Below are 16,412 nucleotides of genomic sequence, written 5' to 3'. Positions count from 1 at the left end.
AGAATGAGACTATTCTGTGAAATCTAGGAGGCATCTATGAGTTATCCAATCAATTGGGACCTCGAGTCCATTTTCCCCGGGGGCATCACGTCACCCCAACTGCAGGCCCGCATCCAAGCCGTCGCCGCGGAGATTCCGACCGTGGCCAGTGCCATCGCCGACTGGGATGCCAGCGCCCCGGATTTTGCCAAGCTCAGCGCCATTCTGACCACGCTGGAAGACGTCGAAAACGGGCTGAGCACGGCCGGTACCTTTGCCAACATGATTCAATCCGCCGATACCGCCAACGAACAAGCCGGCGTCGTGATGAATCAGGTCCAAACCGTCGCCACCGCTGCCGCGGCCGCCACCACGGCGCTGCAAAAGAAACTCGTGGCCATGAGCGATGACGATTTTGCCCGGTTGTGTGCCGATTCGGCCTTCACCACCATCGCCTTTAACCTCACCGAGCTGCGCCAACACGGCCAGGAATTGCTCGACGACGCCTCTGAAGCGCTCATCAACAATCTGGCCATCGACGGCTTCCAAGGCTGGGGCAACCACTATGATCTGTTGTCCGGTGAGCAGCGCTTCACCATGGCAGACGGCAGCGAGCTGTCGGCGGGCCAAACGCAAAACCGCTTCGAATCTAGCCTGGACGAAGCCGATCGCAAGGACACCTTTGCCCGCTGGGAGGCGACTTGGAGCAAGAATGCGCCGGCTTTTGCCGACACGCTGAACCACCTCGCCGGCTTCCGCCTGGCCAACTACCGTGCGCATGGCATCACCGACTACCTGCAAAAGCCGCTGGAAACCACCCGCATGAGTCGCGCCACCTTGGACCAAATGTGGGGCACGGTCAGCGCCAACAAGGCCCCATTCGTCGCCTACCTTCAGCAAAAAGCCAAGCTGCAAGGCCAAGCCAGCATGCCATGGTACGACCAGTGGGCCCCGGTGGTCGTGGGCGATTATCAACCCAAGACCTACACCTTCGATGAAGCCGCCGAGTTTATCATCGATAACTTCGGCAAGTTCTCGCCGAAAATGGCCGCCTTTGCGCAGCACGCCTTTGAACATGGCTGGATCGAAGCCGAAGACCGGCCGGGCAAGCGCGCCGGCGGCTACATGACCAGCGTCCCCGATACCAAAGAGGCGCGGATCTTCATGACCTTCGACGGCTCGGCGTCCGGCGTCTCCACCATCGCCCATGAGCTCGGCCACGCCTTTCACAACAGCGTCTTGAAGGACTTCCCGGCGCTGCGCCGCGACTACGCGATGAACGTCGCCGAAACCGCCTCGACGTTTGCCGAGTTGATCGTCGCCGACGCGACCGTCAAGGCCGCCACCTCTCCCGCCGAGCAGCTGAACTTGCTCGACGCGAAAATGAGCAACCCGTTGGCGATGCTGCTGAACATTCACGCCCGCTACTTGTTTGAGCGCAAGTTCTACGACGCTCGCCAACACGGCACGGTGACGGTGCCGGAACTCAAGGCGATGATGACCGCCGCGCAACAAGAAGGTTACGCCGGTGGCATCAGCACTTTTGACCCGATGTATTGGGCCGACAAGCTCCACTTCTACATTACCGACGTGGCGTTTTACAACTTCCCGTACACCTTCGGCTACCTGTTCTCGAGCGGCATCTACGCCAAGGCGCAAGCTGGCGGCGGCGACTTCGAAGCCGCCTACATCGCCTTGTTGCAGGATACGGCCAACATGTCCACCGAGGAATTGGCGCAAAAGCACCTCGGCGTCGACTTGACCCAACCGGATTTTTGGCAGCAAGGCATCGACCTCGCCGCCAAGGACGCCCAACAATTCATCGACTTGAGCCAACAATATCTTTAACCAATAAAAAGCACCGCGCGCAAAAATCTGCGCGCGGTGCTTTTTAGGTTATTCAACCGTGACGGACTTGGCGAGGTTGCGCGGCTTGTCGACATCGTAGCCGCGGTCGTAGCTGGTGTAATACCCCAGTAGTTGCCCGGGGATAATCGTCAACAGCGGCGACAGGCGCGGGTCAATGTCCGGAATGATCAGCTGATCGCTCGGCTCGGCTTCGCTTCGCGCGGCGATGAACAGGACCTTGGCGCCACGCGCCGCGGCTTCTTCGGCGTTGCTGCGGGTATGCGCGGCGGTGGCCGGGTCGGTGATGATGGCAACCACCGGCGTGTCTTGCTCGATCAAGGCAATGGTGCCGTGCTTCAATTCACCGGCGGCAAACCCCTCGGCTTGCACATAGGAGATTTCCTTGAGCTTCAGCGCCGCCTCCAAGCTGATGTAATAATCTGTGCCGCGCCCGATGTAAAAGGCGTTGCGCGTGGTGGCAAACAAGTCACGGGCCAGCTCATGCAGCCGAGATTTTTGGTCGATCAAGGCTTGTTGGCCGGCGGCGGCCAACCCCAGCTGATGCACGACGTCGAAGGCCGTGGCGGCCGGTTGCCCTAACGCCACGCCGAGCCCCTTGGCCACCAGCGCCTGCAAGGCGACCTGCGCCGTGTAGGCCTTCGTCGACGCGACGGCGATTTCCGGACCGGCGTGGAGCTCCAGCGCGTAGTCCGCCTCGCGGGCCAATGTCGAGCTACCGACGTTGGTGATGGTCAGGCTCGGGTAACCCTTGGCCTTCACCTGCACCAGCACCTGGCGAATATCGGCGGTTTCCCCGCTTTGCGTCAGGAAGATGAAAAATGGTTTGGCCGTCAGCAGCCCTTGGTGGTAGCCGTATTCAGAGGCTAACTCGACGCTGGTGGGAATCCCCGCTAGCGATTCGAACAAGCCGCGGCCGACCAGCCCGGCGTGGTAGCTCGTCCCGGCCGCCACGATGACCAGCTGGCTGGCGCCGGCCAGCGCCTTGAGCAAAGCGGCCGGCAACTGCACGGCGCCGTCTTTGGTGTAGGTGGCGACCAGGCGACGCATCACCGCTGGCTGCTCGTCGATTTCCTTGAGCATGTAATACTCGTAGGTGCCCTTGCCGGTGTCGTGCGCATCGAGGTGCACCGTAAACGGCTCGCGGGTGACCGGGTCGCCGGCCAGCGTCTCGATCTGAATCGCCGTCTTGGTCAAGGTCACGATTTCCTCGTCGTTTAACGCGACGAACTGGTCGGTTTGGTCCAGCATCGCTAACGCGTCTGACGCCACGACGTTGAACCCAGCCCCCTTGCCAATCAGCAAGGGGCTTTTGTTCTTGGCGATATACAGCGCCGTCGGGTCGAGGCGATCGACCAACGCAAAGGCGTAGGAGCCGTCCAGCAGCTGCAAGGCGTGGCGAAAGGCGGCCTTGGTGGCCTCGCCGGCGCGGGCAAAAGCGGCCACCAGTTGCACGACGACTTCGGTATCGGTGTCGCTGGCAAACGTGACGTCGCTTAAGTACTCGGCGCGCAACGCGGCGGCATTGGTGATGACGCCGTTGTGCACGAGGTAGAAGCGCTCGTCGTTAGAAACATGCGGGTGGGCGTTGGCCTCAGTAGGCTTGCCATTGGTGGCCCAACGCGTGTGGCCGATGCCCATCACGCCTTGCACGTCGGGGCCGATTGCCGCTTCCAGCGCCGCAATTTTGCCCACGGCCTTCACCAGGTGATCGTGGCCAGCCTGGTCGTTGACGTACACGCCCGCCGAATCATACCCCCGGTACTCGAGGCGCTTCAAGCCGCCGAGCAACACCGCCGTCGCATCCGTCTTGCCAATGACGCCAACAATTCCACACATAGTATCCCATCCTTCATCTCATAATTGGTTTAGGCCGATTCCCGTAATTGGTTGTCGGTTGATGTTAGCAAATATAACCTGATGAGTCGGGCCTGTCAAGTCGTTTCTGAAGATTGGTATACTTAGTTTTCCTTAAATTGGTCTAAACCCACGATCATTTTTTGGAAAATGCTCATGCTGGGCACTTTACTGGCCGCTGCATAAATTCTGAATGAACAGACGGTGCACAGTCGTTTTTATGCAGCAATTTCGGGTTTGCCAAGCCCGGGCGAACCGTAAAAAAATCGCGCTAACGCAAGTCGCTCATGCGTTAGCGCGATTCATTCAAAAAATTGACGCGCATTCTGGCGCTGAATACGCCCGTTCACCGGATAACTGGGCAGCTCAGCGCCCAAAATCCGCCGGAAAAATCGGGGCCAAGCGGCTGAATCCCGCGTCCCGGTTGGCTTTTCGGCCAAAAATCGCGGTAGGTTTTCGCTTGGCAAATGGCCTTTTTTGTTCACGAATCGTGACCACTGGTGACGATTCGTGAACACCCGTCAACCGGCCAATCGGTCGCTTACTCGGCCTGGCCCATTTCCCGCTTGACCACTTCGGCAATTTGATCGACATATTGGTCCACCAAATCCTGCGTCTGGGCCTCGGCCATCACCCGCAATAACGGCTCCGTGCCGCTGGGGCGAACCAAGACACGACCTTCATCGCCCATTTCGGTTTCCACCGCCGTGATGGCGTCTTGAATGGCCGGATAGGCTTGCCAGTTGTCCTTGTCGGCAACCGGAATGTTCACCAGCTTTTGCGGGTAGGTGTGCACCGCCGCGGCCAGTTCGGATAAGGACTTGCCGGTTTGCTTCATCACGTTCAACAGGTGGATGCCGGTCAGCATGCCATCCCCGGTGTTGTGGTAATCAAACAGCACCACGTGGCCGGATTGTTCGCCCCCGATGTTGTAGCCATTCTTGCGCATTTCTTCGACGACGTGGCGGTCGCCCACCGCGGTTTGAACGGACTGCATGTCGTTGGCCGCCAGGGCCTTGTACAAGCCGAGGTTGCTCATGACCGTGGTGACGACGGTGTCGTGCTTGAGCCGCCCGGCCGCCTTCATCGCGCTGGCCAAAATGAACATGATCTTGTCGCCATCCACGATGGCGCCGTTTTCGTCGACGGCGATGCAGCGATCGCCGTCCCCGTCAAAGGCCAAGCCGACCTGTGCGCCTTTGTCTACGACGAACTTGGCCAAGGCCTCAGGATGCGTCGAGCCGACGCCGGCGTTGATGTTGATGCCGTCGGGACTGGTGGCCATCGTGTCAAACTGCGTGTCTAAATCGGCAAACAGCCGAGACACCAGGCCGCTGGTGGCGCCATTGGCGGCATCCAAGGCGACGTGAATGCCGGCGAGGTTGTCGTTTAAGGTTTGCTCCAGAAACTGGGTGTACTTCAAGGCGCCTTCTGGATAATCGGCGACCGTGCCCAAGCCTTCAGCCGCCGGGCGCGGCAGCTCATCCGTCGGCGCGTCGAGCAAGGCTTCGATTTCTTCTTCGGTGTCGTCGGACAGCTTGTAGCCATCCGGGCCGAAGAACTTGATGCCGTTATCCGCGGCCGGATTGTGCGACGCGGAAATCTGGATCCCGGCGGCGGCGCCTTGGACCTTGATCAGGTAAGCAACGGCCGGCGTGGTGATGACGCCGAGGTTCAACACCTCGATGCCCACGGACAGCAAGCCGGCCGTCAGCGCAGAGGCCAACATTTCGCCGCTAGCGCGGGTGTCGCGGGCCACCAAGACCAAGGGCTGGTGGTCGCTTTCAGCGTGTTGCGTCAGGACATAGCCGCCGCAGCGGCCGAGGCGAAAGGCCAATTCGGGTGATAATTCCTGGTTCGCGACGCCACGGACGCCATCGGTGCCAAAATACTTTGTCATTTTAACTTTCCTCATTTCCTAATCTTGATCGCTACTGGAGCTGGCGCTTGAGCTCGCACTGGAGCTGGCGCTTTTCGCGTCGTCGGTGGCCGTGACGGTGATGGTCACCTTCACGGTAGTCGGGTCGCTGGCCACGAGGTTCGGCTGCGCATCCCCGATGCGGATTTCCTTGGTGGTCGTCCGGGTAATCCCCGTGACGTCGACCTTCAAAGCCAAGGTGTCGAGCTTGGCCAGCGTTTCCTTGCTGCCATACAGGGTGACTTGCCCAGTCTTGCTGCTCAAGTCATAACTATACCCCTTTGTCGCCTTGCCGCTTTGCGTCAGCGCCAAATCGACTTGCTTGCTCGGCAGCGAAACCGGCAGATGGACGTTGACCGTTTCCGGACTCGTCACCACGTTGACCGTGTTGCCTTTTTCGTCGAGGGCTTGCAGCATGACGGTTTGGTTCACCGAGCTGGTGGTGTTGCGCTTCAACACGACGCTCGCAACGACTTGGTAAACGCGGTCGATTTCGCCCTTGGCCCCGGTGATCTCGGCCGTCGCCGCGCCCAGTTTTGGCGTGCCGACCGAGTAGCCTGGCGCGATGCTGTCCTTGTTGTACTTGACTTGAATCGGCATCGTCTTGGTCTGGCGGTCTTGAATGTTCACGGTGATGGTCTTGGGCTTGATCGAATACGTCAGCCCCTTGTTTAGGCCCTCTTGCTTCAACGTCACCTTGTGCTTGCCGACGCCGAGGCCCTTCAGGTTAGCAATCACGCGGAAATTTTGCGTGTTGCTGGTGACGGTGACCAAGGAGTTGCTGCCTTCGATGGCCACCTTGACCTTGCTGGGATAACCGGTAATAAAATATTTATCCGTGTCGGCGTTCAGTTGCAGCGGCACGCTAAGCGTCCGCTTGCTGGTGGCCGTAATCGTGCTGTCGTTGTTGGCGCTTTGGCGCGTGTTGCTGTAGTGCTCGGCGTTGACATACGCGAACAACCCCACCGCCAGCAGCAAGGCCAGCACGCGGTAAAACCATTTGCTGTCCCAAATTGCATTCCAGTTGAATTTCATCAGCGCTTGCCTCCTTTGTGAGTCAGGTCACTGAAAAATGTCGCCACCGGGTTGGCATCGGTTTCCGGCGCCGGCACCAGCTGCGCCGTGAGCAACTTCAGGTAATCCTCGCGGCTCAAGTCGCGGATCAGGTGGTTGTTGTTGGTCACGGTCACGCCGCCGGTTTCCTCGGAGATGACAATCGTCAAGGCGTCGGTCACTTCGCTGATGCCGACCGCCGCGCGGTGCCGGGTGCCCAACTCTTTGGGAATCATGTTGCTTTCGGACAGCGGCAGGTAGGCGGCGGCCACGGCGATGCGATTGTCGCGAATAATCACCGCGCCATCATGCAGCGGCGTGTTGGGGATAAAAATGTTGATGAGTAGCTCCCCAGACACGTCGGCGTCAAGCGGAATCCCGGTTTCGATATAATCCTCGAGCCCGGTGTTTTGCTGAATGGTGATCAAGGCTCCGATGCGGCGCTTGCTCATGTACTGAATCGCCTTATCGAGCTCGCGCACCATCCGCGTTTCGACCTCATGCGCCGTGTCCTTGCGCCACGGCAACATCGACCCGCGCCCCAAGTGCTCCAGCCCCCGCCGAATCTCGGGTTGGAAAATAATCACCATCGCCGGCACCGACCAGGTAATGATCATGTCGATGATGTAGCCGACGGTTTCCAGTTGCAGGAACCAAGACAGAATCTTGATGATGGCAATGATGAAGATTCCTTTTAACAGCTGCACGGCCTTGGTGCCGCGAATCAGCATGATCAAGCGGTACACAACATACCACACGACCAAAATATCAATAATATTTGCCACAGTCGACCAGGTCAACAGGTCGGCAATCATTTTCGGCATGCGAAACCTCCAAAATGTAAGTTGTGAGCCGGGGCGGGTAAGAAGCGGAACATAGGCGCCGCCTGGGCGGTGAGTCGCGCACTTTGCGACTCAGTGACCAGGTGGTCCTATGTGTAGCTTCTTGCCCCGGCGAACACGGTTAAGTTGTGAGCGAAGGCGGTTAGCGGACGGAGCGTAGGCGCCGCCTGAGTGCTGAAGCACGGGTTTTGTGCTTCGGTGCTCAGGTGGTCCTATGTGTAGCTTCTTGCCCCGGCGAACACGATTAAGTTGTGAGCGAAGGCCCCAACTCCCGCGCCTTGCCCGCCCACCTCAGATCCGGCCATCGTGTGAGCCCGGACCATAGATGGTTGTATTATACCACGCCCCCAAGCCGGCCACCGCGTGGATTGGTCGCGTGTCGCCTGATTAGGTGAATATTTTGAATTCCATCCGAAAAGTCGTGCACCTTGGGGTCAACGCGTTAAAATAGGGACAAACAGTTGTCCAGAAAGGCTGGGTATCTAAATGAGTGCATCAGAAAAAAAGCGTCAACAATATGCCGTCGCCGATAATGCGGCGGTGCTTCAGACCTTGCAATCCAGTGCTACTGGGTTGTCTGCCGAAGAAGCCGACGCCAGGTTAAAACGTTACGGCGATAACACGATTCATCGTGAAGTCGGCGATTCACAACTGAAAGTATTCCTGAAGAACTTTACGAGCCTGATGGCCATATTGCTTTGGGTGTCCGGACTGATTGCGATTCTCTCCGGCACCTTGGAGCTCGGGATCGCCATTTGGCTCGTCAATATCATCAACGGCGTGTTCTCGTTTTGGCAGCAGTTCCAGGCCAAAAAGGCGACCAATTCCCTGATGGCCATGCTGCCGACTTACACGCAGGTGTACCGCGACGGCAAATTGACCAAGCTGGACGCCACCAAGCTCGTGCCTGGTGACGTCTTTACCTTGCAGGCGGGCAATTCCGTCCCCGTCGACGCGCGCTTGCTAGAAGCCACGTCGATGCAAGTCGATCAAAGCGCGTTAACCGGCGAATCCGTCCCCGAGTCTAAGTACACCAAGTACGATGCCGGCGACGGCGAATTTGCCGAAAGCAACCTGATTTACGCCGGCACCACCGTTGGCGCCGGCACCGCCAAGGCCGTGTGCTTTGCCACTGGGATGGACACCGAGTTTGGCCAGATTGCTAGCCTCACCCAGCAACAAACCAAGCACGCCAGCCCCTTGCAAATCGAGCTCAACCGCTTGACCAAGCAGATCTCGATGATTGCCATTGGCATCGGCATCGCGTTTTTCATCGCGGCGATTTTCTTCGTCCACTACCCCGTCGCCAAGTCCTTCATCTTCGCGCTGGGTATGATCGTCGCCTTCATTCCTGAAGGCTTGTTGCCGACCGTTACCTTGAGCCTGGCCCAAGGCGTGCAGCGCATGGCCAAGAAGCACGCGCTGGTCAAGGACCTGAATTCCGTCGAGACGCTGGGCGAAACCACGGTGATTTGTTCCGATAAAACCGGGACGCTGACGCAAAACCAAATGACCGTCAACCACCTGTGGCTGGCCAGCGGCACCTATGAGGTCACCGGCCAAGGCTACGTCAACAACGGTCACATTCGCCGAGCGGACAAGCCGTACACCTGGCAAGACGACCCGGATCTGGAAAAACTGATTCGCGTTGCCGCCTTGAACAACGACACCGCCGTCGAAATGGACAAGGCCACCAAGCAGCCGAAACTGCTGGGCACGCCAACCGAAGCGGCGCTGGTCATTCTCGCCGAAAAGGCCGGCTTTGACACCGCCAAGATTGCCAAGCAAACCCCACGGCTGCGCGAGTTCCCGTTTGATTCCGACCGCAAGCGCATGAGCACCGTGCACCAACACGACGCTCACACCTTGTCGTTTTGCGTGAAGGGCAGCCTGTCCGACTTGCTGCCGCAGTGCACGACGATTATCGACCACGGGCAAAACCGGCCGCTGACCGCTCAAGATAAGCAAGACATCGACGCGGCCAACCGCAAATATGCGGCAATGGGCCTGCGCAGCCTGGCGGTCGCCTACCGCGAAGTACCGGCCGAAGCCGATCAGCAAAAGCAACTCGACAACCTGACCATCGCTAGCGTCGAAGAGGAGCTGACCTTCATCGGCTTGACCATCATGGCCGACCCGCCGCGGCCGGAAATTTACGACGCCATCGCCAAGTGCCACGACGCCAACATCAAGATCATCATGGTCACCGGCGACTCCACCTTGACCGCCAAGTCCATCGCCGTGAAAATCGGCCTGACCTCGGACAAGGCGCGCGTCGTCACCGGCACCGAGCTCGACGCGATGAGCGAAGCCGAGCTCCAAGAGGCGCTGAAGGGTGAAATCATTTTTGCCCGGGTCGCCCCGGAACAAAAGTATAAAATCGTCTCCACCTTGCAGAAAAACGGCGAAATCGTCGCCTCCACCGGTGACGGCGTGAACGACGCGCCGGCCTTGAAGAAAGCCGACATCGGGGTGGCCATGGGCGTCACCGGAACCGACGTCGCCAAGGACGCCGCCGACATGATCCTCACCGACGACAACTTCGCGTCAATCGTGGCCGCCATTGAAGAAGGCCGCACGGTTTACAGCAACTTGCAGAAGTTCCTGACCTACATCCTCACCAGTAACGTGCCGGAAGCCATCCCGAGTGTCTTGTTCCTATTCTCCCGCGGCTTGATTCCGCTGCCGATGACCGTCATGCAGATTCTCACCGTCGACCTCGGCACCGACATGCTGCCGGCACTTGGCTTAGGTTCCGAAAAAGCCGAGCCGGGCATCATGCACCAGCCGCCGCGCGCCCGCACCGCGCATCTGATGAATAAGCGCGTCTTGTTCACCGCGTTTGCTTGGTACGGCTTGCTGGCCAGCGTGGTCTCGACCATCGCCTACTTCTTCGTCAACATGCAAGCCGGCTGGCCGGCGCGCGCGTTGGCCGCCACCGGGTTGACGTACTCGCGGGCCACCACCATGGTGCTGGCCGCCATCGTCTTCTCGCAAATCGCCGCGGCACTCAACTGCCGGACGATTTCCCAGTCCGTCATCAAGGCGGGCATCTTCTCCAACCGCCGCGTCTGGTTCGGCATTGCCTTTGAAGTCTTGTTGCTGGCATTCCTGGTGTACACCCCAGGCGTGCAGGAAGTCTTCAACACCGCCCCGCTGGCGTTAAGCGACTGGTTGTTCCTGATCATCATTCCAATTCCGCTCTTCTTGCTTGAAGAAGGCAGAAAGGCGCTGGTGCGCAGGCGCCACGCCCGAGCCTAATGTGAAAACAAGCGCCGCCTCGAGTTGAGGCGGCGCTTGTTTTATCTGGTGAGGGTCAATACGGTGACCGACTCGATATGCGTCGTTTGCGGAAACATATCGACCGGTTGCGTCGTCGTGGCGCTGTAGCCGAACTCGGTCAGCGCCGCGATGTCGCGGGCCAGCGTGGCCGGGTTACAGGACACATAGACGATGCGCGGCGGCAACAACACGCCGGTGGCGGCGATAAACTCCGGCGCTAAGCCCTTGCGCGGCGGATCCACGACCAAGGCGTCGACGGGTAACGCCTGCTCGCGCCAGGTTTGCATGACCTCTTCGGCCTTGCCCAGCGTAAATGTCACGTTATCTAAGCCATTCAGCTGCGCATTTTTCTTCGCGTCGGCCACGGCACTCGGCACGACTTCCACGCCGTAGACCTGCTTGGCGTGCTTGGCCAGCGCCAGGCTGATGGTGCCGATGCCGGAATACGCATCGATGACGGTTTCGCTGCCGGTGAGCCCCGCCGCGGCAATCGCCTGGCCGTACAAGACCTCGGTTTGCTGCGGGTTGACCTGATAAAAACTCGGCGCGGAAATATGAAAGGTGTTGCCCAACAGCTGATCGGTGAGGTAATCGTTGCCCGACACGACGCGCGACTTGCGGCCTAACACGACGTTGGTGCGCTGGTCGTTGAGGTTCAACATGAAGCTCGCAAGCTCCGGCAGTTGCTTGGCGAGCGCTTGGGCAATCGTGTCCAGGTGCGGCACCGACCAGCTGGTGACCACCAGCACAATCATCAGCTCGTGGGAATAATACCCGCGCCGCACCATGATGTGCCGCACCAAGCCCGTGTTGGTCCGCTCGTCATAAGCAGTCAAACCATATTGGCGCAATAAATCCCGCACGACGATAATCGCGGCATCGATGGCCGGATCTTGAATATAAAAATCTTCCAGCGGAATCAAGTCATGCGAGCGCTGCTTATAAAAACCGGTGGTGAGCTCGCCATTCACCAACCGCACCGGAATCTGCGCCTTGTTGCGGTAGCCACTTGGCGTCGCCATCCCCAGCGTCGGCTTCACGGTAATCGCCAGGTGCTGCTTTTCAAACACATTCTCCAACTGGTGCTGCTTGAATTTCAACTGCGCCGGATAGGCCAAATGCTGCAACGGCGCGATGCCGGTCTGCGCATATGCGTGATCGCGCGGGGCCACCCGATCCGGGGAAGTCTTCAGGAGCTTCACCACGCGCGCGAAGCCGAAATGTTTCTGCAGCTTCACGACATGAATGAGCGCTTCTTCGCCGGGCAAGGCCGCCGCGACAAACAGCGGGAAGTCCCCCACCTTCGCGACGCCCATGCCTTCATAAGTTAAATCGGTGATGGTCACCGTCAGTTCTTGATTCTTCGTTACCGGGGCTGTTTCGACTGCCATCCAGGTATCCTCCTATTGGAAAAAGTTGTGAGCAAGCCCGCTTAAGGGACGCAGCGTAGGCGCCGCCTAGTGCTTGAAAGGCGCACTTTGCCTTTCGAGTGCTAGGTGGACCTACGCGGAGTCCCTTGGGCTTGCGAGCACGATTAAGTAAAAGTTGTGAGCGGTGGCGGGTAAAAGGCGGAGCACAGGCGCCGCCTAGTGCTTGAAAGGCGCTCTTTGCCTTTCGAGTGCTAGGTGGACTTGTGTGCAGCCTTTTGCCCCGGCGAGCACGATTCAGTCTACCAAAAAAGCCGGCTCATTGCGAGCCGGCTTTCCTCAGCCAATCTTCCCATCGCCATCGACGTCGTGGTGCGCGACTTCCTCGATTTCGGCCATGTAGCTGGCCGGGATCACGTCGGGGCCGAGATTTTTCTTGGGAATCTCGTCGACGTTGGCGAACATTTCGATGTGCTGCTTGAGGTTTTCAAACTGCATCGGCGTGACGCCACCGTAGTCGCCATCGAGGTTGATTTTCATCGGCTCGCCATCCGTGCGCGTGGCGGAAAGCTTGGCGGTTTTGGTGTAAATGATGTTCGGATCGTCGACGTGCTTGCCGCCGTTTAAGACCTTGCCCATCAGCACCAGAATTTCGGCAAGGTTGGCCGTTTTCACCACAATCAGCGAAAACGTCCCGTCACCGAGTGCCGAGTCCGGCACGATTTGCTCAAAGCCGCCGACCGAGTTGGTCATCCCCAGCAAAAACATGCTGGCGGGGCCGTCATACACGCCGTCGTCGTACTCAAGGTGCATTGGCACCGCCGACACCGCCGGCAACATCTCCGCGCCCTTCACGACATAGGCAAAGTAGCCGAAAATCGACTTGAATTCGCTCGGCACCTGATACGTGAGCTCGGTTAACAAGCCCCCGGCGGCAATGTTCATGAAGTAATGCTTGCCGGCGCGGCCAATGTCCATCGCTAGGGTCTGTCCCTTCAAGACGAGCTTGGCCGCGGCCACCGGATCATCGCGGGGAATCCGCAGCGCCCGGGCGTAGTCGTTGGTCGTGCCCGCCGGAATGATGGCGAGCTTCGGCCGGTGCGGCGCCGGGGCGATGCCGTTGATGACCTCGTTGATCGTGCCATCCCCGCCGGCGCCGACAATCAAGTCGAAGCCGGCCGCGGTGGCGCGAGCGGCTTCCTGCTTGGCAGAAAACGGTTTGGGGGTGGTTTGGAAGGCCGAGCTTTCGTAGCCGGCTTGTTCCAACACGTCTAAAATATCGGCAACATAGCGGCGCATGCCTTCGTTACCAGAAGTTGGATTATAAATTAACCGCGCACGTGGCATGATGCAACCTCTCAGTCTAACGTTTTTTGATTTCACTCATGAGGATCTGGTTGACGACTTTCGGGTTGGCCTGGCCGTGAGTTTGCTTCATGATTTGGCCGACCAAGAACCCAACGGCGCGGTCCTTGCCGTTGTGGAAGTCGTCGATACTTTGCTGATTGGCATCCAGAATCGCGGTGATAATCGGCGTCAATACCGCCGGGTCGGATTCCTGCACCATGCCCTTGGCGCGGACCCATTCCTCTGGGTCGGTGTCGTTGGCGATGATTTGCTGGAAGACCTTCTTGGCGATCTTGCTGGAAATGGTACCGTCTTCAATCAGCTGAATCATTTTGCTCAGGTGCGCCGGCGTCAGCTTCGTGTCCTTAAGCTCAAGGTGCTCGGCGTTCAGGTAACCGGAGACTTCGCCCATCAGCCAGTTGGAAGCCAGCTTCGGATCGGCGCCGCCCGCCACGGTTTCCTCAAAGAAGTTCGCCATTTCAAGCGTCAGCGTCAAGACGCCGGCGTCATAGGCGGGAATCCCCCACTCGTTGACGTAGCGGGCGCGACGTTGCGCCGGGTTTTCCGGCAAGGCGGCTTGGACCTCTTGAATCCAAGCGTCGTCCACCGTCACCGGCGGCAAGTCGGGCTCTGGGAAGTAGCGGTAATCATCCGCGCCTTCCTTGACCCGCATCAGAATCGTTTCCTTCTTGTCGACGTCCCAGCGGCGCGTTTCCTGCTGGATGATGCCGCCGGCCATCAGCGTTTGAATCTGGCGCTTTTGCTCATAGGCCAAGCCGTCGCGGACGTGGTTGAAGGAGTTCAAGTTCTTGATTTCGGTTTTCGTGCCAAAATCCGCCTGTCCATAAGGCCGCACGGAGAGGTTGGTGTCCACCCGCATCGAGCCTTCCTCCATCTTGACGTCGGAGGCGCCGGTGAATTGCACGATTTGCCGCAATTGCTCGAGGTATTGGTAGGCCTCCTCCGGCGTTTCGATGTCGGGCTTGGAGACGATTTCGATCAGCGGCGTGCCTTGGCGGTTCAAGTCGACATAGGAATAACCATCGGGATCGTGCTGGTTCTTCCCGGCGTCTTCTTCGATGTGCAGCTCGGCAATGCCGATGCGCTTCTTGCCGTTGTCGGTTTCGACTTCGATCCAGCCGTTGGTGGCCAGCGGCTGTTCGTTTTGCGTGATCTGGTAGGCCTTCGGGTTGTCCGGGTAGAAATAATTCTTCCGGTCAAAATGGGTCTGCCGCGTGATGTCGGCGTGCAGCGCCAGCGCCACCATCAAACCGTAGCTGTAGGCGCCTTTGTTGATGCTCGGCAAGACGCCGGGGAAGCCCCAGTCGATGACGTTGGTTTGCGTGTTGGGCTCGGCACCATAACTAACCGGCGCCGGCGAAAACATTTTGGAATGGGTCTTGAGTTCGACGTGGACTTCCAACCCGATCGTGGTTTCGAAATTCATTAGCGCGCACCTCCCGGGATTTGAGCCACATAGTCGTTGGCCGCCTCAAACGCCGCGGCCGCCTGGTAAATCGTCGGCTCGGCGAATTGCGGGCCGATGAGCTGCAGCCCCACCGGCAAGCCGTCGACAAAACCGGCCGGCACGGAAATCGCCGGCAGCCCCGCCAGGTTCACCGCGATGGTGAGAATGTCGTTCATGTACATCGTCACCGGATCGCTGACCCGCTCGCCCAGCTTAAACGCCGGCGTCGGCGTGGTCGGCCCCATCACGAGGTCGTAATCGGCAAACACCTTGGCGAAGTCCTGCGCAATCAGCGTGCGCACCTGCGCGGCTTTTTTGAAGTAGGCATCGTAGAACCCGGCGGACAGGCTAAACGTCCCCAGCATGATGCGGCGCTTGACCTCGGGGCCGAAGCCTTCGGAGCGCGAGCGCACGTAAACATCGTCCAGATTCTTGACGTCCTTGGCCCGAAAGCCGTAGCGAATGCCATCGAAGCGCTGCAGGTTCGAGCTGGCCTCGGAGCTGGCGATGATGTAATAGCTCGGCACGGCGTACTTGGTGTGTGGCAGGCTGACGGTTTCCACCGTCGCGCCGAGTGCGCGCAACTGCGTGGCCGCGGCTTGAATCCGCTCGGTGACTTTGGGATCGACGCCTTCGCCTAAGTATTCCTCAGGCAAGGCGATGCGCATCCCCTTGATGCTGTCGCCGATTTTGGCGGTGAAATCCGGCACGGGTTCAGTGGCGCTGGTGGCGTCGCGGTCGTCGTGGCCGGCAATGACATTCAGCACCGTGGCCGAGTCGCGCACCGTGCGCGTCAAGGTCCCGATGACATCGAGGCTCGAGGCAAAGGCAATCAAGCCCCAGCGCGACACGCGGCCATACGTCGGCTTCATGCCGACGATGCCGTTAAAGGCAGCCGGCTGGCGAATCGAGCCGCCGGTGTCGCTGCCCAGCGCGACGGGAATCTCGCCGGCGGCCACGGCCGCCGCGGAGCCACCTGACGAACCGCCAGGCACCCGGCTGTGATCCCAGGCGTTTTTCGTCGGGTGGAACGCCGAGTTTTCCGTCGAGCTGCCCATGGCGAATTCATCCATGTTCAACTTGCCGACGGTGATGGCCCCGGCCGCGTGAAGCTTCTCCACCACGGTCGCGTCAAAAATCGGCGTAAAATTGGCCAACATTTTCGACGCCGCGGTGGTGGTCAGCCCCTTGGTGACGATGTTGTCCTTGATGCCAATCGGAATCCCGGCCAGCGGCGCGTCGGCTTTGATGCCCGCCGCGTCTTGCGCTTCGGCGGCGGCCACAGCGTCGTCGTTGACGCTGATAAAGGCGGCCAAGTCGGCGTCGGTGGCGTGAATCCCGGCCAAGGTGTCGCGCACCAAGTCGCTGGTGCGCAGGTCCCCGTTGACCAGCTGGGTGTGAATCGCTGCTAAATCATGCTTGAAAAAGTCCAC

General features: G+C 59.3%; 10 protein-coding genes. 2 read left to right on the top strand and 8 right to left on the bottom strand.

What is annotated here, in order from left to right; genetic code table 11:
• The first annotated feature begins 36 nt into the window (after positions 1-36).
• On the top strand, positions 37-1,827 hold the full coding sequence (locus FD02_RS06355) for a M3 family oligoendopeptidase (protein WP_056951237.1): 1,791 nt from the start codon (positions 37-39) through the stop codon (positions 1,825-1,827).
• A gap of 48 nt (positions 1,828-1,875) precedes the next feature.
• Here FD02_RS06355 and glmS read toward each other — a convergent pair whose 3' ends face one another.
• From glmS to cdaA, 4 genes are all read right to left on the bottom strand, one after another.
• Positions 1,876-3,684 carry a glutamine--fructose-6-phosphate transaminase (isomerizing) gene (glmS, locus tag FD02_RS06350; protein WP_056951235.1) on the bottom strand — a complete coding sequence of 603 codons (1,809 nt, stop codon included), beginning with the start codon at positions 3,682-3,684 and terminating at the stop codon, positions 1,876-1,878.
• A 559-nt stretch (positions 3,685-4,243) separates the two neighbouring features.
• The gene (gene glmM, locus FD02_RS06345; RefSeq protein WP_056951233.1) at positions 4,244-5,602 is read right to left on the bottom strand and encodes a phosphoglucosamine mutase; all 1,359 of its coding nucleotides are present in this window, start codon (positions 5,600-5,602) and stop codon (positions 4,244-4,246) included.
• An 18-nt stretch (positions 5,603-5,620) separates the two neighbouring features.
• The gene (locus FD02_RS06340) at positions 5,621-6,655 is read right to left on the bottom strand and encodes a CdaR family protein (protein ID WP_054723138.1); all 1,035 of its coding nucleotides are present in this window, start codon (positions 6,653-6,655) and stop codon (positions 5,621-5,623) included.
• On the bottom strand, positions 6,655-7,497 hold the full coding sequence (gene cdaA / locus FD02_RS06335) for a diadenylate cyclase CdaA (RefSeq protein ID WP_056951231.1): 843 nt from the start codon (positions 7,495-7,497) through the stop codon (positions 6,655-6,657). Before cdaA ends, FD02_RS06340 begins: the two co-directional genes overlap by 1 nt.
• 504 nt (positions 7,498-8,001) lie before the next feature.
• Here cdaA and FD02_RS06330 point away from each other — a divergent pair.
• Positions 8,002-10,776, top strand: a complete 2,775-nt coding sequence (locus FD02_RS06330) for a cation-translocating P-type ATPase (RefSeq protein WP_056951229.1) — start codon at positions 8,002-8,004, stop codon at positions 10,774-10,776.
• A 41-nt stretch (positions 10,777-10,817) separates the two neighbouring features.
• On the opposite strand, the gene rlmD is transcribed toward FD02_RS06330, so the two are convergent.
• The 4 genes from rlmD to gatA all read right to left on the bottom strand — a co-directional run bounded on the left by rlmD (position 10,818) and on the right by gatA (position 16,412).
• On the bottom strand, positions 10,818-12,188 hold the full coding sequence (rlmD, locus tag FD02_RS06325; protein WP_056951227.1) for a 23S rRNA (uracil(1939)-C(5))-methyltransferase RlmD: 1,371 nt from the start codon (positions 12,186-12,188) through the stop codon (positions 10,818-10,820).
• Positions 12,189-12,503: 315 nt separating this feature from the next.
• Positions 12,504-13,514, bottom strand: coding sequence for a diacylglycerol kinase (locus tag FD02_RS06320; protein WP_156408272.1), 1,011 nt, complete (start codon positions 13,512-13,514; stop codon positions 12,504-12,506).
• 13 nt (positions 13,515-13,527) lie between these two features.
• Positions 13,528-14,958, bottom strand: a complete 1,431-nt coding sequence (gatB, locus tag FD02_RS06315; protein ID WP_056951224.1) for an Asp-tRNA(Asn)/Glu-tRNA(Gln) amidotransferase subunit GatB — start codon at positions 14,956-14,958, stop codon at positions 13,528-13,530.
• Positions 14,958-16,412 carry an Asp-tRNA(Asn)/Glu-tRNA(Gln) amidotransferase subunit GatA gene (gatA, locus tag FD02_RS06310; protein WP_056951222.1) on the bottom strand — a complete coding sequence of 485 codons (1,455 nt, stop codon included), beginning with the start codon at positions 16,410-16,412 and terminating at the stop codon, positions 14,958-14,960. Before gatA ends, gatB begins: the two co-directional genes overlap by 1 nt.

It is taken from the genome of Lacticaseibacillus nasuensis JCM 17158 (assembly GCF_001434705.1).
GTDB lineage: Bacteria > Bacillota > Bacilli > Lactobacillales > Lactobacillaceae > Lacticaseibacillus > Lacticaseibacillus nasuensis.
The sequence above is the reverse complement of the archived record's forward strand: the minus strand, read 5'-3'. Positions and strand labels throughout refer to the sequence as shown.

Coding starts and splice junctions, on each gene's coding strand:
- glmS (WP_056951235.1), bottom strand. CDS start 3,684: ATGTGTGGAATTGTTGGCGTCATTGGCAAGACGGATGCGACGGCGGTG.
- FD02_RS06355 (WP_056951237.1), top strand. CDS start 37: ATGAGTTATCCAATCAATTGGGACCTCGAGTCCATTTTCCCCGGGGGC.
- cdaA (WP_056951231.1), bottom strand. CDS start 7,497: ATGCCGAAAATGATTGCCGACCTGTTGACCTGGTCGACTGTGGCAAAT.
- FD02_RS06330 (WP_056951229.1), top strand. CDS start 8,002: ATGAGTGCATCAGAAAAAAAGCGTCAACAATATGCCGTCGCCGATAAT.
- glmM (WP_056951233.1), bottom strand. CDS start 5,602: ATGACAAAGTATTTTGGCACCGATGGCGTCCGTGGCGTCGCGAACCAG.
- rlmD (WP_056951227.1), bottom strand. CDS start 12,188: ATGGCAGTCGAAACAGCCCCGGTAACGAAGAATCAAGAACTGACGGTG.
- gatB (WP_056951224.1), bottom strand. CDS start 14,958: ATGAATTTCGAAACCACGATCGGGTTGGAAGTCCACGTCGAACTCAAG.
- FD02_RS06340 (WP_054723138.1), bottom strand. CDS start 6,655: ATGAAATTCAACTGGAATGCAATTTGGGACAGCAAATGGTTTTACCGC.